The organism is Paraburkholderia youngii (assembly GCF_013366925.1).
Lineage (GTDB): Bacteria > Pseudomonadota > Gammaproteobacteria > Burkholderiales > Burkholderiaceae > Paraburkholderia > Paraburkholderia youngii.
Map to the genome: position 1 here is coordinate 1,196,765 of NZ_JAALDK010000001.1, position 19,413 is coordinate 1,216,177.

17 protein-coding genes are annotated in these 19,413 nt (G+C 65.3%); 13 read left to right on the top strand and 4 right to left on the bottom strand.

Annotated features, from left to right (window positions below; all coding sequences use genetic code 11):
* Positions 1-282 precede the first annotated feature (282 nt).
* Together G5S42_RS05605 and G5S42_RS05610 are read left to right on the top strand one after the other, a co-directional pair.
* On the top strand, positions 283-594 hold the full coding sequence (locus tag G5S42_RS05605) for a DUF4148 domain-containing protein (protein WP_176105883.1): 312 nt from the start codon (positions 283-285) through the stop codon (positions 592-594).
* A gap of 101 nt (positions 595-695) precedes the next feature.
* Complete coding sequence (locus G5S42_RS05610; protein ID WP_176105884.1) at positions 696-1,823, top strand: VIT1/CCC1 transporter family protein; 1,128 nt, start codon at positions 696-698, stop codon at positions 1,821-1,823.
* Positions 1,824-1,828: 5 nt separating this feature from the next.
* On the opposite strand, the gene G5S42_RS05615 is transcribed toward G5S42_RS05610, so the two are convergent.
* Positions 1,829-1,984 carry a hypothetical protein gene (locus G5S42_RS05615; protein ID WP_176105885.1) on the bottom strand — a complete coding sequence of 52 codons (156 nt, stop codon included), beginning with the start codon at positions 1,982-1,984 and terminating at the stop codon, positions 1,829-1,831.
* A 100-nt stretch (positions 1,985-2,084) separates the two neighbouring features.
* Here G5S42_RS05615 and G5S42_RS05620 point away from each other — a divergent pair, with 100 nt between their 5' ends.
* From G5S42_RS05620 to G5S42_RS05630, 3 genes are read left to right on the top strand one after another with little or no spacing between them, the layout of a single operon-like run.
* Positions 2,085-3,260, top strand: coding sequence for a quaternary amine ABC transporter ATP-binding protein (locus tag G5S42_RS05620; protein WP_176105886.1), 1,176 nt, complete (start codon positions 2,085-2,087; stop codon positions 3,258-3,260).
* On the top strand, positions 3,253-4,155 hold the full coding sequence (gene choW, locus G5S42_RS05625; RefSeq protein ID WP_176105887.1) for a choline ABC transporter permease subunit: 903 nt from the start codon (positions 3,253-3,255) through the stop codon (positions 4,153-4,155). The genes G5S42_RS05620 and choW overlap by 8 nt, the downstream gene beginning before the upstream one ends.
* 20 nt (positions 4,156-4,175) lie before the next feature.
* The gene (locus G5S42_RS05630; protein ID WP_176105888.1) at positions 4,176-5,171 is read left to right on the top strand and encodes a GlxA family transcriptional regulator; all 996 of its coding nucleotides are present in this window, start codon (positions 4,176-4,178) and stop codon (positions 5,169-5,171) included.
* A 16-nt stretch (positions 5,172-5,187) separates the two neighbouring features.
* Here G5S42_RS05630 and G5S42_RS05635 read toward each other — a convergent pair whose 3' ends face one another.
* A complete protein-coding gene (locus G5S42_RS05635) occupies positions 5,188-6,270 on the bottom strand; it encodes a GlxA family transcriptional regulator (protein ID WP_176105889.1) in 1,083 nt (360 codons plus the stop codon).
* Positions 6,271-6,596: 326 nt separating this feature from the next.
* Here G5S42_RS05635 and G5S42_RS05640 point away from each other — a divergent pair, with 326 nt between their 5' ends.
* The 7 genes from G5S42_RS05640 to G5S42_RS05670 all read left to right on the top strand — a co-directional run bounded on the left by G5S42_RS05640 (position 6,597) and on the right by G5S42_RS05670 (position 15,218).
* Positions 6,597-7,991 (top strand): L-serine ammonia-lyase, encoded by a 1,395-nt coding sequence (locus G5S42_RS05640; RefSeq protein WP_176105890.1) that lies wholly within the window; start codon positions 6,597-6,599, stop codon positions 7,989-7,991.
* Between the two features lie 45 nt (positions 7,992-8,036).
* Entirely contained in the window at positions 8,037-9,281 is a 1,245-nt protein-coding gene (locus G5S42_RS05645) for a sarcosine oxidase subunit beta family protein (protein WP_013091654.1), read from the top strand.
* Between the two features lie 17 nt (positions 9,282-9,298).
* On the top strand, positions 9,299-9,634 hold the full coding sequence (locus G5S42_RS05650) for a sarcosine oxidase subunit delta (RefSeq protein ID WP_176105891.1): 336 nt from the start codon (positions 9,299-9,301) through the stop codon (positions 9,632-9,634).
* Positions 9,631-12,633, top strand: coding sequence for a sarcosine oxidase subunit alpha family protein (locus G5S42_RS05655; RefSeq protein WP_176105892.1), 3,003 nt, complete (start codon positions 9,631-9,633; stop codon positions 12,631-12,633). The genes G5S42_RS05650 and G5S42_RS05655 overlap by 4 nt, the downstream gene beginning before the upstream one ends.
* Complete coding sequence (locus G5S42_RS05660) at positions 12,623-13,279, top strand: sarcosine oxidase subunit gamma (protein WP_176105893.1); 657 nt, start codon at positions 12,623-12,625, stop codon at positions 13,277-13,279. The genes G5S42_RS05655 and G5S42_RS05660 overlap by 11 nt, the downstream gene beginning before the upstream one ends.
* 92 nt (positions 13,280-13,371) lie before the next feature.
* Positions 13,372-13,635 (top strand): hypothetical protein, encoded by a 264-nt coding sequence (locus tag G5S42_RS05665; RefSeq protein ID WP_176105894.1) that lies wholly within the window; start codon positions 13,372-13,374, stop codon positions 13,633-13,635.
* A gap of 164 nt (positions 13,636-13,799) precedes the next feature.
* Positions 13,800-15,218: an MFS transporter gene (locus tag G5S42_RS05670; protein ID WP_176105895.1), complete on the top strand. Its 1,419-nt coding sequence runs from the start codon at positions 13,800-13,802 to the stop codon at positions 15,216-15,218.
* 59 nt (positions 15,219-15,277) lie between these two features.
* Here the strand turns inward: G5S42_RS05670 and ampC are convergent, their stop codons facing one another.
* Positions 15,278-16,459, bottom strand: a complete 1,182-nt coding sequence (ampC, locus tag G5S42_RS05675) for a class C beta-lactamase (RefSeq protein WP_176105896.1) — start codon at positions 16,457-16,459, stop codon at positions 15,278-15,280.
* Between the two features lie 279 nt (positions 16,460-16,738).
* Between ampC and fdhA the strand changes: the two genes are divergently transcribed.
* Positions 16,739-17,938, top strand: a complete 1,200-nt coding sequence (gene fdhA, locus G5S42_RS05680) for a formaldehyde dehydrogenase, glutathione-independent (protein ID WP_176105897.1) — start codon at positions 16,739-16,741, stop codon at positions 17,936-17,938.
* A 114-nt stretch (positions 17,939-18,052) separates the two neighbouring features.
* On the opposite strand, the gene G5S42_RS05685 is transcribed toward fdhA, so the two are convergent.
* Entirely contained in the window at positions 18,053-19,048 is a 996-nt protein-coding gene (locus G5S42_RS05685) for a GlxA family transcriptional regulator (RefSeq protein ID WP_176105898.1), read from the bottom strand.
* Between the last annotated feature and the right edge of the window lie 365 nt (positions 19,049-19,413).

Here is a 19,413-nt window from a genome sequence, read left to right on the forward strand (position 1 = left end):
GCGCGGTTAAACGATACTCCTGACGGGGCGGTCTTGCCAAAAGACCGCATCACGAATGAATGTCTGATCGCCCAATGCCGGAGATCACTGTGATGGATCGGGTAGCAGAGCGGTTCGTGACGAAGCGACGAACGCGCCCGCCGACCCTTACAGCGCGCATCCCGCCATTTGCCTGTAAGCTTCCCTGACGGGTTCGCGTCCAGGCTGCGCGACCCGCTGTGGTGCTTCACGATTCGCAGACGGACTCGTACGTTATTACCAATCAACCAAGGGATCTCAGTTATGAAGAGCTTCGCCATCAAACGAATCATGCTTGGGGTTTCGGCCGTCGCACTGATGGCCGGCACCATTCCGCTCGCGCTCGCTCAGGGCTCGACGGATGCCGCGGCCCAGGAAGGCGCGACGACAACCACCCCGAAGCCAACGAAGGCCGAGCGCAAGGCAGCGCGCAAACAGGCTCGCGCGAAAAAGAACGCCGAGCTGAAGAAACTCGAAGACGCGGGCTACCAGCCGGCGCAGAACGATCCGAACTATCCGGACAAGCTGCAGGCGGCGCAGAAAAAGGCCGGCGTCGGTGCGCCGGCCAGCCAGTAACGGACAAGCCCACGCCCGGCGCGGTATTCAGCGCCGACGAGACGCCGGGCGGCTTCGGTTAGGCTTTGCCGTCAGCAACGCGATCCGCGGGGAACGTGATCATGGCAACGAAGCATGAAGTGAAACGCTACAAGGCGAACCTCTCCGACGAACTGCACAGCGCCGCCCTGTATGAGACGCTCGCGCGCGTCGAGAAAGACGAGACCCGCAAGCAGATCTATCAGGATCTCGCGCAATCCGAACACAGTCACGCGCAAGTGTGGGCCGACAAGCTCCGAGCCAACGGCATCGAACCGAAAGGCCGCGGTCATGCTATCAAAACGCGTTTGATGAAGGGGCTCGTGCGCGTGTGCGGCGCGGACTTCGTGCTGCCTACTCTTGCCGCCGCCGAATACGCGGACCGCAACAAATATCGAGGTCAAGGCGACGCAGGCCACATGTCGGCCGATGAGCATCACCACGCGGCGGTCGTGCAGACGCTCGCCAGCACCAGCAACCCCGACCTGTCGCCCGGCGCGCGCATCGCCGCAGCCGAGTCGTGGCACAAGGGCGCCGCGTCGGGCAACGATCTGCGCGCGGCCGTGCTCGGCGCGAACGATGGCCTCGTGTCGAACTTCTGCCTGATCATGGGCGTCGCCGGCGCGGGCACCGGCAACCAGGCGATCCTGTTGACCGGCCTCGCCGGGCTGATCGCCGGTGCCTGTTCGATGGCGCTCGGCGAATGGCTGTCGGTCACCAATGCGCGCGAACTCGCGAGCACCCAGATCGCCAAGGAAGCCGAGGAGATCGAAGAGCAGCCCGAAGCGGAGGAGCACGAGCTCGCGCTGATCTATCGCGCGAAGGGGCTCGACGCGAACGAGGCGAAACGCGTGGCCGCGCAGATGATGCGCGACAAGGACAAGGCGCTCGACACCCTCACGCGCGAGGAACTCGGTCTCGATCCGGCGGAACTGGGCGGCAACCCGTGGTCGGCGGCGGGCGTGTCGTTCTGTCTGTTCTCGCTGGGCGCGATTTTTCCGGTGATGCCTTTTCTGTGGTCGCACGGCGTCAGCGCGATCGTGCAGTGTGTCGTGCTGAGCATGCTGGCGCTCGCGTCGATCGGCGTGTTCACGTCGCTGTTCAACGGCCGCAGCGCGGGATTTTCGGCGATGCGCCAGATCATCATCGGGCTGTTCGCGGCGGGATTTACGTTCGGCGTCGGACGTTTGCTGGGCGTGTCGATCTCCTGAGCGGTTCAACCCGCGGGCACCGTGTCGCGCTCGCTGCCGTCCGGGAGCACCGCTTGCTCTGTCGCGACATCCTCCGCGCGCCGGCCACCCGGCGCCAATCCCTTCTGCCACAAGGCTTTCGTCGCCGCGTCGAGCGCTCGCGGCGCGGCCGGGTGTCGCATTTCCTCATGTGCTTGTCGGAAATAGTCGGCTAGCCGCACTTTTTTCTAGCAACTATGTAGGCACAGCGCGGGCGACGTCCGCAAGCGAGGAGAGCATTCGATGAATTCCCCCAAGGTCGTGGTCGAAGGGCTGTGCAAGGTGTTCGGCACCAACCCGAAACAGGCGCTCGCAATGCTGGCCAGCGGCGCCACCAAAGAGGAGGTGTTTGCCCGCACCGGTCAGATCGTCGGCGTGCACAACGCGTCGTTCGAGGTTCGCGAGGGCGAAATCTTCGTGCTGATGGGCCTGTCAGGCTCCGGCAAGTCGACGCTGATTCGCCTGATCAATCGGCTCGTCGACCCCAGCGCCGGCAAGGTGCTGATCGACGGCCGCGATGTCGCGAGCGTGCCGCGCGCCGAGCTGACGGCGCTGCGCCGCAAGGACATGAGCATGGTGTTCCAGTCCTTCGCGCTGATGCCGCAGCGCACCGTGCTGGCCAACGCGGCGTTCGGCCTCGAGGTCGCGGGCGTCGGCCGCAAGCAGCGCGAGGCGCGGGCGCTGGCGGTGCTCGAACAGGTCGGCCTCGCGCCGTTCGCGCAGAAGCTGCCCGCCGAGCTGTCGGGCGGCATGCAGCAGCGCGTCGGGCTCGCGCGGGCGCTCACGGTCAACCCGTCGCTGATGATCATGGACGAGGCGTTCTCCGCGCTCGATCCGCTCAAGCGCAAGGAAATGCAGAACGTGCTGCTCGATCTGCAGCGCGAGCAGCAGCGCACGATCCTGTTCGTATCGCACGATCTGGAGGAGGCGATGCGCATCGGCACGCGCATCGCGATCATGGAAGGCGGGCGCGTCGTGCAGATCGGCACGCCGCAGGAAATCATCAAGAACCCGGCCGACGACTACGTGCGCGCATTCTTCGAAGGCATCGACACGAGCCGCTATCTGACGGCCGGCGATCTGATGCAAACCGACGACGTGCCGCTGATGCACGCGCCGCAGATCGACGCGTCGAGCGTCGCCGCGACGCTGAACGGCAGCGCCGACTACGCGTTCGTGCTCGACAGCGAGCGCAGGATACGCGGCTTCGTGTGCCGCGATGCGACGGGCAGCGTGTCGCCGCAGCTCAACCAGATCGAATGCATCCATCGCAGCACGCCGCTCAACGACGTGGTCGAGCGCGTGGTGGCGAGCCGCGCGCCGCTGCCGGTCGTCGAAGCGGACGGCTCCTACTGCGGCTCGGTCAACAAGACGAACGTGCTGAGCGTTCTCACGCATCATCGAGGTTCCCATGTCTGAAATCATTCCGCTTGGCGCCTGGGTCGATCACGGCGTTCACTACCTGCTCGATCATGATGCGAAGACCTTCGACACGATCGGCAAGGTCATCGAGAGTTTCGCCGCGGCCGTCGAGCACGGTTTGCAGGCCGTGCCGATGTGGGCGCTGATGGCGTTCTTCGTCGGCATCGGCTTGTGGCGCGTCGGCTGGCGCTTCGCGTTGTTCACACTGGCCGCGCTGCTGTTGATCTACGGCACCGGCTTCTGGGATCAGATGGTGATCACGCTCGGCCTCACGCTGTCGTCGACGGTGATCAGTCTCGTGCTCGGCGTACCGCTCGGCATCTGGATGGCGAAGAGCCGCACCGTCGAAATGATCGTGCGCCCCGTCCTCGATCTGATGCAGACGATGCCCGCGTTCGTCTACCTGATTCCGGCTGCGATGCTGTTCGGCCTCGGCCGCGTGCCCGGCATCCTGTCGACGGTGATCTTCGCGATGCCGCCCGCGGTGCGTCTGACCGCGCTCGGCATCAAGCACGTCAATCATGAAATCGTCGAAGCGGGGCAGGCGTTCGGCTGCACGCCGTGGCAGCTGCTCTACAAGGTGCAATTTCCGAACGCGTTGCCGTCGATCATGACCGGCGTGAACCAGACCATCATGATGGCGCTGTCGATGGTAATCATCGCGTCGATGGTCGGCGCGGGCGGTCTCGGCAACGACGTGCTCGCGAGCATCCAGCGGCTCGATATCGGGCTCGGCTTCGAAAGCGGCATGTCGGTCGTGATGCTGGCGATCATTCTGGACCGCATCACCGAAAGCTTCGGCCGGGCGCCGGGCAAGGCACGCGCACCGCTGTTCGCCGGATTGCGCCAGGCGCTGAAAGTGCGCCGCGAGCCGGCGGCGCAACACGGCTGATGGCCTGATCCGATACGTCCATGAAGCGCGACGCAATCGCCACCGCCGAACAAGCCAATGCGCGGCTGTCAGCCGTCGCGCACGTCGGCTTCCTGACGTTGCCGAACTTCTCGATGATCGCGTTCACCAGCGCGGTCGAGGTGCTGCGCATGGCGAACTACGTGGGCCGCGCGCAGCACTACCGGTGGTCGGTAGTCACACCGGATGGCGAGCCGGCGCGCGCGAGCAACGGCATCACGGTGAAGCCGACCACCACGCTCGCCGAGGCCGGCATGCCGGACCTGCTGTTCGTATGCGCGGGCTGGCTCGTGCGCGAGTATGTGAACGACGCGGTGATCACGCAACTGCGCGAGGCGGCCGCGCACCGCGTGCCGCTCGGCGGCATCTGCACGGGCCCGTATGCGCTGCTCGCGGCCGGGCTGCTCGACGGCTATCGGGCGACCGTGCATTGGGAGGACATGTCGCCGTTGCACCAGCGCTATCCGCATGTGCACTTCGACGACGAGCTGTTCGTGATCGACCGCGACCGGCTCACCTGCACAGGCGGCACCGCGCCGCTCGATCTGATGCTGCATCTGGTGGGCATGCGGCTCGGGCCCGCGGTGGCCGCGCAGGTGTCCGAGCAGTTCATCGTCGAGCGGATTCGCGGTTCGACCGATTGCCAGCATATTCCGGTCGATGCGCGGGTCGGCCTGTCGCGCGCCGAACTGATCGAAGTGGTGCGGCTGATGGAAGCGAACATCGAGGAGCCGCTATCGCTCGATGAACTCGCGCGGCTCGTGAACCTGTCGCAGCGCCATTTGCAGCGGATGTTCAAGCTGTTCCTGAACGTGTCGCCGACGCATTACTACCTGAGCCTGCGGCTGCGCCGCGCGCGCGATCTGCTGCGCAATACCGATGCATCGATCGCGCGCGTGACCGCGGTGTGCGGTTTTCATTCGCCGTGTCATTTCAGCAAGGCGTACCGCGCGCAGTTCGGGCATGCGCCGAGCGTAGAGCGGCGCATGCCGGAGTAGCGCACGCCGCGTCAATTCAGATCGCCTGCGCGCGGCCCGGAAAGGTTTCGTCGTAGCACGAGCCGTCGTCGACTTGCTCAGCCGTGCCGCGCTGCTCGCGATACATCATCGGCGGCACGCCGAACTGTTTGCGAAATTCCCGTCCCAGGTGCGACGCGTCCGAGAAGCCGCAACTCGACGCGATATCGGCGACGGTCTTGTCCGAACTCGTCAGCAGCCACGCGGCGGTGCGCAGACGCACCTGCTTCGCGTAGGCCTGCGGCGCCTTGCCGGTCTGCGCCTTGAACAGCCGTTCCAATTGACGCGGCGACAGATCGAGCTTGCCCGCCAGTTCGTCGAGCGACAGCGCGCGGCCCACGTGCTGCTCCATCAGCAGGATCGCGCGCTTGACCTTCGGATGCGAGGCCGGCGCAAGACCAGGCGGATGCGGCTGCGGCGCGTTGCCTTTCTGCAGGTCGTCGACGAGCAGGATGCGCAGCGCCTTCTGCACCGTCGCGGTTTCGAAGTGCCGCAGCAGGATCGCGGCGGCGACGTCGATCGACGCGCGCCCGCCCGAACACGTGATGCGCCGCCGGTCGATCACGAACAGCCGGTCGGCGACCAGCATCTGTTCGTCGACCGACGGAAAGCGCTCGATGAAATCCCAGTAGTGAAACCAGCTCACGCAGATCCGGTGGCCGTCGAGCACGCCCGCTCGCATCAGCGAGAACACGCCGGTGCACATGCCGACCAGCGTCGCGTCGCGCGCGGCGGCGCGGCGGATGAACGCGAGCGTCGCCTCGCTCGCGGCGGGCCCCGAGTGCAGCAGTCCGCCGACCACCACCACATAGTCGAACTTTTCGGCGGTCTCGAAGGTTTCCCACGGCGTGATCTGGATGCCGCAACTCGCGCGCACCGGAGCAAGGGTTTCCCCGATCACGCTCCACGAGCAGCGCACCGGCTTGCTGAAGTCGCCTTCGTCGGCCGACAGGCGCAGCAGATCGACGAAACCCGAAAACGCGGTCAGCGTGAAGTTCGGCAGCAGGATGATGCCGAAGCGGATGCGCTGCTTCGCGGCGGTGTCGAGTGAGGAAGGGGCAAGCGTTTCAGCGGAATTCATGCGCGCGGCGGGTCGGTGATCAGAGCTGCGAAAGAGGAACGAACGTTGACCGAAAAGGCTGTAGGCAAGCATAGCACCACGGACCTTCAGCATTGCCTGCCGGCGTCGGGTCGCCTTTCGCGAATGCGTCGCAAGTCATCGCAAATCCGCCGGGAGGCCCGCGTGGCGGGTCATTTGACGACGCCATCCCATTGCGATGCCGTTTTTATTCTATCGATCGGGCCTGCCGTGCGGTGCAATAGACGCACTTTCCATCCGGGCGCATCAGTCGAGTCGAAGCGCTTCCGGCCATCGCAACTCGCAAGACACAACGCACAAGGCAAGCCATGAACGTCAGCGTCTTCGATCTGTTCAAGATCGGCATCGGTCCATCGAGCTCACACACGGTTGGGCCGATGATCGCCGCATGCCGCTTCGCATCGCATGTCGAGGACGCGAATCTGCTCGGCTTCGTGCGGCGCGTCAGAGCCGAGCTGTTCGGCTCGCTCGGCGCGACCGGCAAGGGCCACGGCACCGATAAGGCGGTGCTGCTCGGCCTCGAAGGCAATCTGCCCGACCAGATCGACCCCGACCTGATCGAGCCGAGGCTGCGGACGATTCGCGAGACCAGGCAGCTCGTGCTGCTCGGCAAGCATCCAGTCGCGTTCGACGAGCGCGAGCATGTCGGCTTCTACCGCAAGCTGATGCCGGGCGCACCGGGCTCGGGTGTCGTGCATCCGAACGGCATGCGCTTTCAGGCCTTCGACGAGAACGGCCAGTTGCTGGTCGAGAAAGAGTATTTCTCGATTGGCGGCGGCTTCGTCGTCAATCGCGACGGCGATCGCGTGAATGGACGCCGCGCGACCGCCGAGGTGCCGTATCCGTTTCGCACCGGCGACGATCTGATGCGCGTGTGCCGCGAAAGCGGCCTGTCGATCGCTGAAGTGACGTTGCGCAACGAATGCGCGACCCGGCCCGAACACGAAGTGCGCGAGGGCCTGCTGGCAATCTGGCGCACGATGGCCGCGTGTGTCGAACGCGGCGGCAAGGTGCGCGGCGAACTGCCCGGCCCGATGCACGTGAAGCGCCGCGCGGCCGAACTGTGCGAGCGCTTGCGCGCACGCTCGGAGGAATCGCTGCGCGACCCGCTGTCGATGCTCGACTGGGTCAACCTGTACGCGATGGCCGTCAACGAGGAAAACGCCGCGGGCGGCCGGGTCGTCACCGCGCCGACCAACGGCGCGGCCGGCGTGATCCCAGCGGTGCTGCACTACTACGTGAAGTTCATGCATGCGGCGAACGACGCCGGCATCGTCGACTTCCTGCTGACCGCCGCTGCGATCGGCATCATTTACAAGGAAACCGCGTCGATCTCCGGCGCCGAAGTGGGCTGCCAGGGCGAAGTGGGCGTGGCCTGCTCGATGGCTGCCGCGGCGCTCGCGGCAGTGATGGGCGGCACGCCCGCGCAGGTCGAGAACGCCGCCGAAATCGGCATGGAACACAACCTCGGCATGACCTGCGACCCGGTCGGCGGGCTCGTGCAGATTCCGTGCATCGAGCGCAACGCGATGGGCGCGATCAAGGCGATCAACGCGGCGCGCCTCGCGATGAAGGGCGACGGCAAGCACGTGGTGTCGCTCGACAGCGTGATCCGCACGATGCGCGAAACCGGCGCCGACATGAAGACGAAATACAAGGAGACGTCGCGCGGCGGGCTGGCCGTGAACGTCATCGAGTGTTGAACCGCTACCGCTATACCGTATCTGCAAAACCGCAAAGGACCCACGATGAGCCGCTATTCGATATTCAGCCTGCTGCGCAACGGGATGTCGTATCACGAGAACTGGGAGCGGCAATGGCGCAGCCCCGAGCCTAAACGTGAGTATGACGTCGTGATCGTCGGCGGTGGCGGGCATGGTCTCGCGACCGCGTACTACCTCGCGAAGGAACACGGCGTGCGCAACGTCGCGGTGCTCGAGAAGGGCTGGATCGGCGGCGGCAACACCGCGCGCAATACGACGATCGTGCGCTCGAACTATCTGTGGGACGAATCCGCCGGGCTCTACGAGAAGGCGATGAAGCTGTGGGAAGGGCTCTCGCAGGATCTGAACTACAACGTGATGTTCAGCCAGCGTGGCGTGATGAATCTCGCGCATACGCTGCAGGACGTGCGCGACACCGAACGCCGCGTCAACGCGAACCGGCTGAATGGTGTGGACGCCGAATTTCTCACGCCCGCGCAGATCAAGGAACTCGAACCGACCATCAATCTGAACAGCCGCTACCCGGTGCTCGGCGCATCGATCCAGCGGCGCGGCGGCGTGGCCCGGCACGATGCGGTGGCCTGGGGCTTCGCGCGCGGCGCGGATCAGGCCGGCGTCGATATCGTGCAGAACTGCCAGGTGGTCGGCATTCGCCGTAACGGCAGCCAGGTGACGGGCGTCGACACGACCAAGGGCTTCATCAAGGCGAAGAAGGTCGCGGTGGTCACGGCCGGCAACACGTCGACGCTCGCCGACATGGCCGGCGTGCGCTTGCCGCTCGAAAGCCATCCGTTGCAGGCGCTGGTGTCGGAGCCGATCAAGCCGGTGGTCAACACGGTCGTGATGTCGAACGCGGTCCACGCGTACATCAGCCAGTCCGACAAGGGGGATCTGGTAATCGGCGCGGGCGTCGATCAGTACACCGGGTTTGGGCAGCGCGGCAGCTTCCACATCATCGAGGGCACGCTCGAGGCGATCGTCGAAATGTTCCCGGTGTTTTCTCGCGTGCGGATGAACCGGCAGTGGGGCGGCATCGTCGATGTGTCGCCGGACGCGTGCCCGATCATCAGCAAGACCGATGTGAAGGGGCTGTACTTCAACTGCGGCTGGGGGACGGGCGGCTTCAAGGCGACGCCCGGTTCGGGATGGGTCTTTGCGCACACGATCGCGAAGGACGAACCGCATCCGTTAAACGCGCCGTTTTCGCTGGACCGGTTCTATACCGGTCATCTGATCGATGAGCACGGCGCTGCCGCCGTGGCCCACTAGTCGACGAGGAGACACAGATGTTGCTGATCGAATGCCCGTGGTGCGGTCCCCGCGCCGAAACCGAATTCTCCTGCGGCGGCGAGGCGGACATCGCCCGCCCGCTCGACACCGAATCGCTGACCGACAAGGAATGGGGCGATTACCTGTTCATGCGCAAGAACCCGCGCGGCGTGCATCGCGAGCAATGGTTCCACACGCAGGGCTGCCGCCGCTGGTTCAAGGCGCAGCGCGACACCGTCAGCTATGCGTTCCAGGGTTATCAGACGTTCGAGCGTCCGTTGCTGGCGTTAGACAGTAGCGATCCACGGGCAGCCAACGTACAGGCAAAGGCACAAGAGGGCAAAGCATCATGAGCCAGAAAGACCGACTCCCAACCGGCGGCCGCATCAACCGCGCGATCGCGCTGAGCTTCACGTTCAACGGCGTCGAATACCAGGGCTATCAGGGCGATACGCTCGCGTCCGCATTGCTCGCGAACGGCATGCACTTCGTCGCGCGCAGTTGGAAATATCATCGGCCGCGCGGCATCGTGACCGCGGGTGTCGAGGAGCCGAACGCGGTCGTGCAGCTGGAGACCGGCGCCTACACGGTGCCCAACGCGCGGGCCACCGAGGTCGAGCTGTACCAGGGGCTCGTCGCGAGCAGCGTGAACGCGAAGCCGAGCATCGAGAAGGACCGCATGGCGATCAACCAGAAGATCGCGCGCTTCATTCCGGCGGGCTTCTACTACAAGACCTTCATGTGGCCGCGCAAACTCTGGCCGAAGTACGAGGAAGCGATCCGCGACGCGGCCGGCCTCGGCACCGCGCCGAAACAGCGCGACGCGGACCGCTACGACAAGTGCTTCGCGCATTGCGACGTGCTGGTGGTCGGCGGCGGCCCGACCGGGCTCGCGGCCGCGCACGCGGCGGCGTTGTCCGGCGCGCGCGTGACGCTCGTCGACGATCAGCCGGAACTCGGCGGCACGCTGTTGTCGTGTGGCGCGGAGATCGACGGCAAGCCCGCGCTGCAGTGGGTGCAGAAAATCGAAGACGAATTGCGGCAGTTGCCCGACGTGAAGATCCTGAGCCGCAGCACAGCGTTCGGCTATCAGGACCACAACCTCGTCACGGTCACGCAGCGCCTGACCGATCATCTGCCCGTGTCGCAACGCAAGGGCACGCGCGAACTGCTGTGGAAGATCCGCGCGAAACGCGTGATTCTCGCGACCGGCGCGCATGAACGGCCGATCGTGTTCGGCAATAACGATCTGCCTGGCGTGATGCTCGCGTCGGCGGTATCGACCTATCTGCATCGCTATGCGGTGCTGCCGGGTCGCAACGCGGTCGTGTTCACCAACAACGACGACGGCTATCAATGCGCGCTCGACCTGAAAGCGGCCGGCGCGCAGGTGAGCGTGATCGATCCGCGCGCCGGTGAATCGAAGGGCACGCTGCCCGCGCTCGCGCGCCGCCACGGCATCAAGGTGCTGAACGGCACGGTCGTCACGGCGGCGCATGGCAAGCTGCGCGTCGCGTCGGTGTCGCTCGCGTCGTATGCGAAAGGGCAGATCACGGCGCAACAGGGCCAACTGCCGTGCGATCTGCTCGCGATGTCGGGCGGCTGGAGCCCGGTGCTGCATCTGTTCGCGCAGTCGGGCGGCAAGGCCCATTGGCATGACGACAAGGCCTGCTTCGTGCCGGGCAAGGCGGTCCAGCCGGAGACCAGCGTCGGCGCCTGCGCGGGCGACTTCACGCTCGGCCAGGGCATCCGTTTCGCGGTCGATGCCGGCGTCGAAGCGGCGCGCGCAGTCGGGCACATCGTCGCGCGGCCCAAGCCGGTGCAGGTCGCCGAGCTGAGCGAAACGAAGCTGGAGCCGCTGTGGCTCGTCGGCGGACGCGAGCTGGCCACGCGCGGGCCCAAGCAGTTCGTCGATTTCCAGAACGACGTCTCGGCCGCCGACATCTTCCTCGCCGCGCGCGAAGGCTTCGAATCGGTCGAACACGTGAAGCGCTACACCGCGATGGGCTTCGGCACGGACCAGGGCAAGCTCGGCAACATCAACGGCATGGCGATTCTCGCGCAGGCGCTCGGCAAGACCATTCCCGAGACCGGCACCACGACGTTCCGGCCGAACTACACGCCGGTCACGTTCGGCACGTTTGCCGGCCGCGAGCTGGGTGAATTGCTCGACCCGGTGCGCAAGACCGCGATTCATGAATGGCACGTCGAACACGGCGCGGCGTTCGAAGACGTCGGTAACTGGAAGCGGCCGTGGTTCTACCCGAAGAAAGGCGAGGACCTGCACGCGGCGGTTGCGCGGGAATCGCTCGCGGTGCGCACGAGCGTCGGCATTCTCGATGCGTCGACGCTCGGCAAGATCGACATTCAGGGCCCGGACTCCGCGAAGCTGCTGAACTGGGTGTACACGAACCCGTGGACCAAGCTCGAAGTCGGCAAATGCCGCTACGGCCTGATGCTCGACGAGAACGGCATGATCTTCGACGACGGCGTGACCGTGCGCCTCGCCGATCAGCACTACATGATGACGACCACCACCGGCGGCGCGGCGCGTGTGCTCACGTGGCTCGAACGCTGGCTGCAAACCGAATGGCCCGACCTGCGCGTGCGGCTCGCGTCGGTCACCGATCACTGGGCTACCTTCGCGGTGGTCGGACCGCAGAGCCGCAAGGTGCTGCAAAAGGTTTGCGACGACATTGACTTCGCGAACGCGGCGTTCCCGTTCATGACGTATCGCGAAGGCACGGTCGCCGGTGCGGCGGCGCGCGTGATGCGCATCAGCTTCTCGGGCGAACTCGCCTATGAAGTCAACGTGCCGGCCAACGTCGGACGCGCGGTATGGGAAGCGTTGATGGCCGCGGGCGAGGAGTTCAGCATCACGCCGTACGGCACCGAGACGATGCACGTGCTGCGCGCGGAGAAGGGTTACATCATCGTCGGCCAGGACACGGACGGTTCGATGACGCCGCACGACCTCGGCATGGGCGGGCTCGTTGCGAAGTCGAAAGACTTTCTCGGCAAGCGCTCGCTCTCCCGCTCGGACACCGCGAAGGCGGGCCGCAAGCAACTGGTCGGGCTGCTATCGGAGGATGCGTCGTTCGTGATACCCGAGGGCTCGCAGATCGTCGCTGGTCCGTTCCAGGGCGATACCGCGCCGATGCTGGGGCATGTCACGTCGAGCTATTACAGCCCGATTCTGCAGCGCTCGATCGCGATGGCGGTGGTCAACGGCGGCCTCGACAAGATCGGCACGACGGTCACGATTCCGCTCGCGAGCGGCAAACAGATCGCGGCGAAAATCGCGAGTCCGGTGTTCTACGACAGCGAAGGAGCACGTCAACATGTGGAATGAAACAGGCGGAACGGTATCGATCGTGGACCGTACGGTCGGGCGGCAGAACGGCGCGTGGCAGGAGTCGCCGCTGGTCGGTGTGGATGGCCTGCTGAAACAGCATCAGGCCAACGCGACTGCCGCGTTCCGGCTCGGCGAGCGGCCGTTTCTCGAACTCGTCAACGTGCGCGGCGATATGCGCGACGCGGCGTTCATCCGTGCGGTGGAACAGGTGATTGGCTGCAAGCCGCCGGAGAAGGCAAACACCGTCGCGCGCGGCAACGGCTACGACATGCTGTGGCTCGGCCCGGACGAATGGCTCGTGCGTTCGGAGGCCGCGCATGATGCGACGCGCACGGCGCCGTTGCTGGCGTTGCTCGGCGCGGCTTTCGCGGGCGTGTTCGCCTCGGCGGTCGATGTCGGCAGCGGCTATACGGTACTCGAAATCAAGGGCACCCGGACGCGCGACGTGCTCGCGCGCGGCTGCCCGCTCGATCTGCATCCGAAACTATTCGGCGTGGGGCAGTGCGCGCAGAGCCATTATTTCAAGGCGTCGATCACGTTGCTGCCCACGGGCGCCGACAGTTTCGACATCGTCGTGCGCCGCAGCTTCGCGGATTACTTCGTCAGGATCATGCTCGACGCCGCCGAGCCGTTGATGTCCTGAGCGGGACACGATGGGCTTTGCCAATCGATGGCGGCCGGTGTGTGCGCGCCCCGGCCGCCGTTTTTTCCGTCTCTTCTTCCCCGTCTTCCGCCATGACGTCGACCCGGGTCGCCACCGCGCGTCTCACCGCGCGCGCGTGCGATGAGCACGATGCCAGTGCCGCGCTCGCGCTGCTCGATCAAAGCATCGCGCTGCGCCACCGCCGCATCGCGCTGATCCGTTATCTGCTCGCACGGCAACTCGGTGCGCCGCTCGAAGCGCGGCATCACGCGTACGTCGAAAAAGTCGCGGCCCGTCTGAGCGCAGAGGCGCTGGCGCGGATCGCCACCGCCGCGCATGCGCGGCTGCGCACGTAGCGCCGAAACCTGGCGGCATGGCGGACGCGTCACGACGCCTCTGTTCCATCCCGACGACGCATTTCTTCTATGTGGCCGATTTATGTCGGCATCTACTGAGGACACAGTTTGCCCCATCCACGCGGAAGTCACCGCGTCAACCGCCGTATCCACGAGGGGATCACATGTCCACTGCTTTCCCGCTTCGCGCCAGCGCAGCCGCCCGGCTCGAACGCTTGCCGTTCTCCCGCTATCACCGAACCCTCTTCATCATCGTCGCGATCGCGTTCTTCTTCGATTCGGTCGACCTCGCCACGATGACCTTCGTGCTCGGTTCGATCAAGAACGAGTTCCATCTGTCGACCGCGACGACGGGGCTCGTCGCCAGTGCGAGTTTCTTCGGCATGGTGCTCGGCGCGGCCGTGGCGGGTCTGCTGGCGGATCGCTTCGGACGCCGGCCCGTGTTTCAATGGAGCATGGTGCTGTGGGGGCTGGCGTCGTATCTGTGTTCGACCGCGCAGAGCGTCGATGTGCTGATCCTGTATCGCGTGCTGCTCGGCGTCGGCATGGGGATGGAGTTTCCGATCGCGCAGACCTTGCTGTCGGAGTTCGTGCCCGCCGCATCGCGCGGCCGCCTGATTGCGCTGATGGATGGTTTCTGGCCGCTCGGCTTCATCACGTCGGGCGTGGTGTCGTATTTCGTGCTGCCGAACTTCGGCTGGCGCAGCGAGTTCGCGCTGCTCGCGATTCCGGCGGTGTTCGTGCTGATCGTCCGCCGTGTGGTGCCCGAGTCGCCGCGTTGGCTCGAACATCGTGGCCGTCATGAGGAAGCCGATCGTATTCTCGCCGGCATCGAGGCCAAGGTGATGCGCTCGGCGAACGTGAGCCAGTTGCCAGCACCGGTGATGCTGGCGGAACCCGCGGCGGCGAAGGGCACTGGCGCGTTACGCGAAATCTGGAGCCTGGCGTACCGGCGTCGCACGATCATGGTCTGGACGCTGTGGTTCTTCGCATTGCTCGGCTTTTATGGGCTGACGTCGTGGCTCGGCGCGTTGATGCAGCAGGCTGGCTTCGCGGTGACGAAGTCCGTGCTGTACACGGTGCTGATTTCCCTGGGCGGCGTGCCCGGCTTCATCTGCGCGGCGTGGCTCGTAGAGCGCTGGGGCCGCAAGCCGACCTGTATCGCGTCGCTCGCGGGTAGCGCGGTGATGGCGTACGTCTACGGGCAAACGGCGCTCCATGTGCAGACGCCGGGGCTGCTGATCTGTGCCGGACTCGCGATGCAGTTCTTCATGTTCTCGATGTGGGCGGTGCTGTACACGTACACCCCCGAGCTTTACGGCACCGGCGCGCGGGCGACCGGATCGGGCTTCGCGTCCGCGGTCGGCCGGGTCGGCTCGCTCATCGGTCCTTATGTCGTGGGCGTCGTGCTGCCGGTCTTCGGACAGGGCGGTGTGTTCTCGCTGGGCGCGATGTGCTTCGTGGTCGCCGCGGCGGCGGTGTGGATACTCGGGATCGAAACGCGTGGCATGGCGCTGGAAACACTCATGTCCGAAGCGGTCGAAGCCGATGCGCGCAGCGCGTTGACCGCTGTGCGGGAATGAAAGTCACGGGACGGAGCGCGCCGCACGCGACCGTACCCCGTCCCGTCGTACTCAATCCATCAATGCTCGCCGCCATCCAGCGCCGTGAGGATCTGATGCGCGGCGCTCACGCGCGCCTCGTTCGGGAAATTACGGTTGGCGAGCAGCACGATGCCGATGCGCTTTTGCGGCACGAAGGCGACATACGCGCCGAAGCCATTGGTCGAACCGGTCTTGTTGATCCAGACATTCTGCTGCGGCTGCAGCGGTGGTTTGATTTCGGTCGCCGGCTTGCCGTCGAGGACCATTTCCGCCGAATTGCCGGCCAGCAAGGTCGGCAGCGCGACTGGATACGGGTACTGCTCCCAGATCAGATCCTGGGTCAACACGCCCGCCTGGAAATAGCCGGTATGCGTGTCCGTGATCGCACGCTGGAGCTGGCTGTCGAGCGGAAGCAGGTTCATGTTCGCCTGCACGTAATGCAGCATATCGGCGGCGGTCGACTTCACCCCGTACGCTTCGGCGGCAATCACGCCGCCCGTCAGGCGGACGGGCGCACCATCTTTGGCATAGCCCTGCGCGTAGTCCGGCATCTTTGCCGCTGGGACGTCGATGTAGGTGCTCTTCATGCCGAGCGCCGGAAACACGCGTTGCTGCATTAGCACTGTGAAGTCCTGCCCCATGCTTTTCGCGGTGATCAGGCCCAGGGTGCCGATGCTGGGATTGGAGTAGGTGCGGAATGTGCCGGGCGCATGAGCGGGCTGCCAGTCGTGGAAGTACTGCAGCAATTGCGCGTCGTTGTGGATGTCGTCCGGAACCTGGAGCGGCAGACCGCCGGGCGTGTGCGTGCCGAGGTTCAGCAGGCTCACTTTGCCGAACGGCCGGCCGCGCAGCGTCGGCAGATAGCGCTCCGTGCCGTCCGCCAACGACAGCTTGCCGTCGAGCTGCGCATACGACGCGAGCGTCGCCGTGAAGGTCTTGCTGACCGAGCCGAGTTCGAACAGCGTGTCGCGTGTGACCGGCTTGCCGGTTTGCGTCGATGCGACGCCGTAGTTGTACACGTAGGGCTTGCCGTCGTCGATCACGCCAACCGCCATGCCGGCGATATGGTACTTCGCCATCAGCGGCCGGATCGCCGCATCGACGGTGGATTGGCGTTGCGCGGCGGCGGCCTCGGCCGCGCGACCGGCGGGTGAGATCGCGGACAGCGCGAACAGCGCGAACGTCGCGGTTGTTATCAGTTTGAGCGCTCGGGTCTTCATTGCAAACGGGTCCTCGGTCGGGGAGTGTGAGTCGGCGGATCGGCGATTCGGCCGACGCAGCACTATCGGGCTTTTGCGAAACGCTGGCAAACGAGGATATGTTGCGCGGGGGTAAAGAAAAAGTTGTGGGCCCGCAGCGCGAGCGATGCCGGCGTTGTCGGTTGTGGCCAAACGCGTGTCGGGTTCGGCACAGGTGCCGCTGCGAGCGGCCGCTACGCTGGTGGAACGGCGCGCCATGCAGCGTGCGGGCGCGCCGCTCACGAACATGGAGACGAGACAATGAGCAGCAATCGCGGCGTCGTGTATCTGGGGCAGGGCAAGGTCGAAGTGCAGTCGATCGACTATCCGAAGATGGTCGATCCACGCGGCCGTTCGATCGGCCATGGCGTAATCCTGAAGGTGGTGAGCACGAATATCTGCGGCTCCGATCAGCACATGGTGCGTGGCCGCACCACCGCCGAGGTCGGCCTCGTGCTCGGGCACGAGATTACCGGCGAAGTGATCGAGGTAGGGCGCGACGTCGAAACGCTGAGCATCGGCGATCTGGTGTCGGTGCCGTTCAACGTAGCCTGCGGACGCTGCCCGACCTGCAAGGCACAGCATACCGGCGTGTGCCTGAACGTCAATCCGTCGCGCGCGGGCGGCGCGTATGGCTATGTCGACATGGGCGGATGGATTGGCGGCCAGGCCGAATACGTACTCGTGCCGTATGCGGACTTCAATCTGCTGAAATTCCCGGACCCGGCGCAGGCGATGGCGAAGATCCGCGACCTGACCTGCCTGTCCGACATTCTGCCGACCGGCTATCACGGCGCGGTGATGGCCGGCGTGAAGCCCGGCGCGACAGCCTATATCGCGGGCGCGGGACCGGTCGGCATGGCGGCGGCCGCGTCGGCGCGCCTGCTGGGGGCGGCCTGCACGATCGTCGGCGACATGAACGAGGCGCGCCTCGCGCACGCGCGCAAGATGGGCTTCCAGACCATCGATCTGTCGAAGGACGCGACGCTCGGCGAACAGATCGAGCGGATCCTCGGCAAGCCCGAAGTGGATTGCGCGGTGGACTGCGTCGGCTTCGAAGCGCACGGTCACGGCAGCAGCGGCTCACACGAGGAAGCCCCGGCCACGGTGCTCAATTCGCTGATGGAAATCACCCGCGCGGCCGGCGCGATCGGCATTCCCGGCCTCTACGTGACCGACGATCCCGGCTCGGCCGACGCCGCCGCACGCAAGGGCAGCCTCAGTTTGCGTTTCGGCCTGGGCTGGGCCAAGTCGCATTCGTTCCACACCGGGCAGACGCCGGTCATGAAGTACAACCGCAATCTGATGCAGGCGATCCTGTGGGATCGTTTGCCGATCGCCGATATCGTCAACGTGACGGTGGTATCGCTCGACGATGCGCCCGAGGGCTATCGGCAATTCGACGGCGGCGCGCCGAAGAAGTTTGTGATCGACCCGCATGGGCTTTTGAAGGCGGCTTGAGGTTCGCCAGCCGCCAGAGTGCCGCCGAAGCGCTGGGTGGGCTGCCGGTCCACGCAGCGCGTTGTCTTACGCACGCGCTGAACGGGTACGCCGTTCAGCGCGTATCTTCATTGATCAAGCCGCCAGCACTGGCGCATTGGACAGCGAAGGCGCCTGGCTGCGGCGCTCGCGGGTCGGCGCGGTGCCGAACGCATCGCGATAGCTCTTCGAAAAGTGGCAGGCCGACTGGAAGCCGCACGCCATCGTGATGTGCATGATCGACATGTCGGTCTGCAATAGCAGCTCGCGTGCGCGCCGCAGGCGCAGCGTCAGGTAGTAATGCGTCGGCGTCATGCCCAGGTGCTCGCGGAACAGCCGTTGCAACTGCCGTTGCGACATGCCGGCGAGCCGCGCCAGTTCCTCGCGCGACAGCGGCTCCTCGATGTTGTTCTCCATCAGCGAGATCACTTCGAACAGCGACTTGTTGGCCGAGCCGAGCCGCGCGACCAGCGGCATCTTCTGCTGCGCGCTGGTGTCGCGCACGTGTTCGACGATGAACTGCTCGGCGATCTGCGTGACGCGCGCGGTACCGACGCGTGGCGAAATCAGGTTCAGCATCATGTCGAGCGGCGCGACGCCGCCGGTGCAAGTCACCCGATCCCGATCGATCACGAACAGCTCTTTCAGAAAGCGCGTGTCGGGAAACTCCTCCTTCAGCGCCGACATGTTTTCCCAATGAATCGCGCACGCATAACCGGCCAGCAGACCGGCGCGCGCGAGCGCATAGGTGCCCGTGCACAGACTGCCCAGCATGCAGCCCATGCGCGCGAAACGGCGCAGCGCGGACAGATGCTCGGCGGTAGTCGAGCGCTGCACGTCGATGCCGCCGACCACGAACACGATATCGGGTTGCCCGACGCATTCGACCGGACCCGTATCGACGGAAAGCCCGTTGCTCGCCGTGACCGGCCCGCCGGCGGGACTCACGATCGACCAGCGGTAAAGCGTCTGGCCCGTCAGGTAGTTCGCCATGCGTAGCACTTCGATCGCGTTGGTGAACGCGATCATCGTGAAGTTCGGAACCGGCATGAATGCGAAATGCGACAACGATGCCGTGCGATCGGTGGACATGGGAACGGGAAATCCTGATTTGAATGTCGCGTCGCCGCGGGGAAGGCGACTATCTCAATTCTGAATATCAGGGCAACTACCGTGCCATCAGGCTAAACCCTTGGATGCTGCGCACAAAGCGTGGAATGGCTAGGCAACCCACTGATGAAATCGCTTCCACGCGGCACCAGAACGGCGCCGCGACGGCGGTACGGCGCACCCGAACGGCGCAGTAAGACTGCCTTGTAGTGCAGCCCCGCGCAGGCGGACTGCGCCGACTTGTCGAAAAAGGACGCGCATGGCGGAAAAGGCAAAGAACGCGTCTGAATTCGTAAATCGACGCGCGGGCCGACCGTCAAGAATAGATCCAAGGCAAAGCGGCGGCG

Bases quoted from the DNA above. Each gene is read 5' to 3' on its own strand.
- G5S42_RS05665 (WP_176105894.1), top strand. From the start codon at position 13,372: ATGACGTCGACCCGGGTCGCCACCGCGCGTCTCACCGCGCGCGCGTGC.
- G5S42_RS05650 (WP_176105891.1), top strand. From the start codon at position 9,299: ATGTTGCTGATCGAATGCCCGTGGTGCGGTCCCCGCGCCGAAACCGAA.
- G5S42_RS05660 (WP_176105893.1), top strand. From the start codon at position 12,623: ATGTGGAATGAAACAGGCGGAACGGTATCGATCGTGGACCGTACGGTC.
- choW (WP_176105887.1), top strand. From the start codon at position 3,253: ATGTCTGAAATCATTCCGCTTGGCGCCTGGGTCGATCACGGCGTTCAC.
- G5S42_RS05605 (WP_176105883.1), top strand. From the start codon at position 283: ATGAAGAGCTTCGCCATCAAACGAATCATGCTTGGGGTTTCGGCCGTC.
- G5S42_RS05685 (WP_176105898.1), bottom strand. From the start codon at position 19,048: ATGTCCACCGATCGCACGGCATCGTTGTCGCATTTCGCATTCATGCCG.
- G5S42_RS05610 (WP_176105884.1), top strand. From the start codon at position 696: ATGGCAACGAAGCATGAAGTGAAACGCTACAAGGCGAACCTCTCCGAC.
- G5S42_RS05620 (WP_176105886.1), top strand. From the start codon at position 2,085: ATGAATTCCCCCAAGGTCGTGGTCGAAGGGCTGTGCAAGGTGTTCGGC.
- fdhA (WP_176105897.1), top strand. From the start codon at position 16,739: ATGAGCAGCAATCGCGGCGTCGTGTATCTGGGGCAGGGCAAGGTCGAA.
- ampC (WP_176105896.1), bottom strand. From the start codon at position 16,459: ATGAAGACCCGAGCGCTCAAACTGATAACAACCGCGACGTTCGCGCTG.
- G5S42_RS05640 (WP_176105890.1), top strand. From the start codon at position 6,597: ATGAACGTCAGCGTCTTCGATCTGTTCAAGATCGGCATCGGTCCATCG.
- G5S42_RS05670 (WP_176105895.1), top strand. From the start codon at position 13,800: ATGTCCACTGCTTTCCCGCTTCGCGCCAGCGCAGCCGCCCGGCTCGAA.
- G5S42_RS05630 (WP_176105888.1), top strand. From the start codon at position 4,176: ATGAAGCGCGACGCAATCGCCACCGCCGAACAAGCCAATGCGCGGCTG.
- G5S42_RS05645 (WP_013091654.1), top strand. From the start codon at position 8,037: ATGAGCCGCTATTCGATATTCAGCCTGCTGCGCAACGGGATGTCGTAT.
- G5S42_RS05615 (WP_176105885.1), bottom strand. From the start codon at position 1,984: ATGCGACACCCGGCCGCGCCGCGAGCGCTCGACGCGGCGACGAAAGCC.
- G5S42_RS05655 (WP_176105892.1), top strand. From the start codon at position 9,631: ATGAGCCAGAAAGACCGACTCCCAACCGGCGGCCGCATCAACCGCGCG.
- G5S42_RS05635 (WP_176105889.1), bottom strand. From the start codon at position 6,270: ATGAATTCCGCTGAAACGCTTGCCCCTTCCTCACTCGACACCGCCGCG.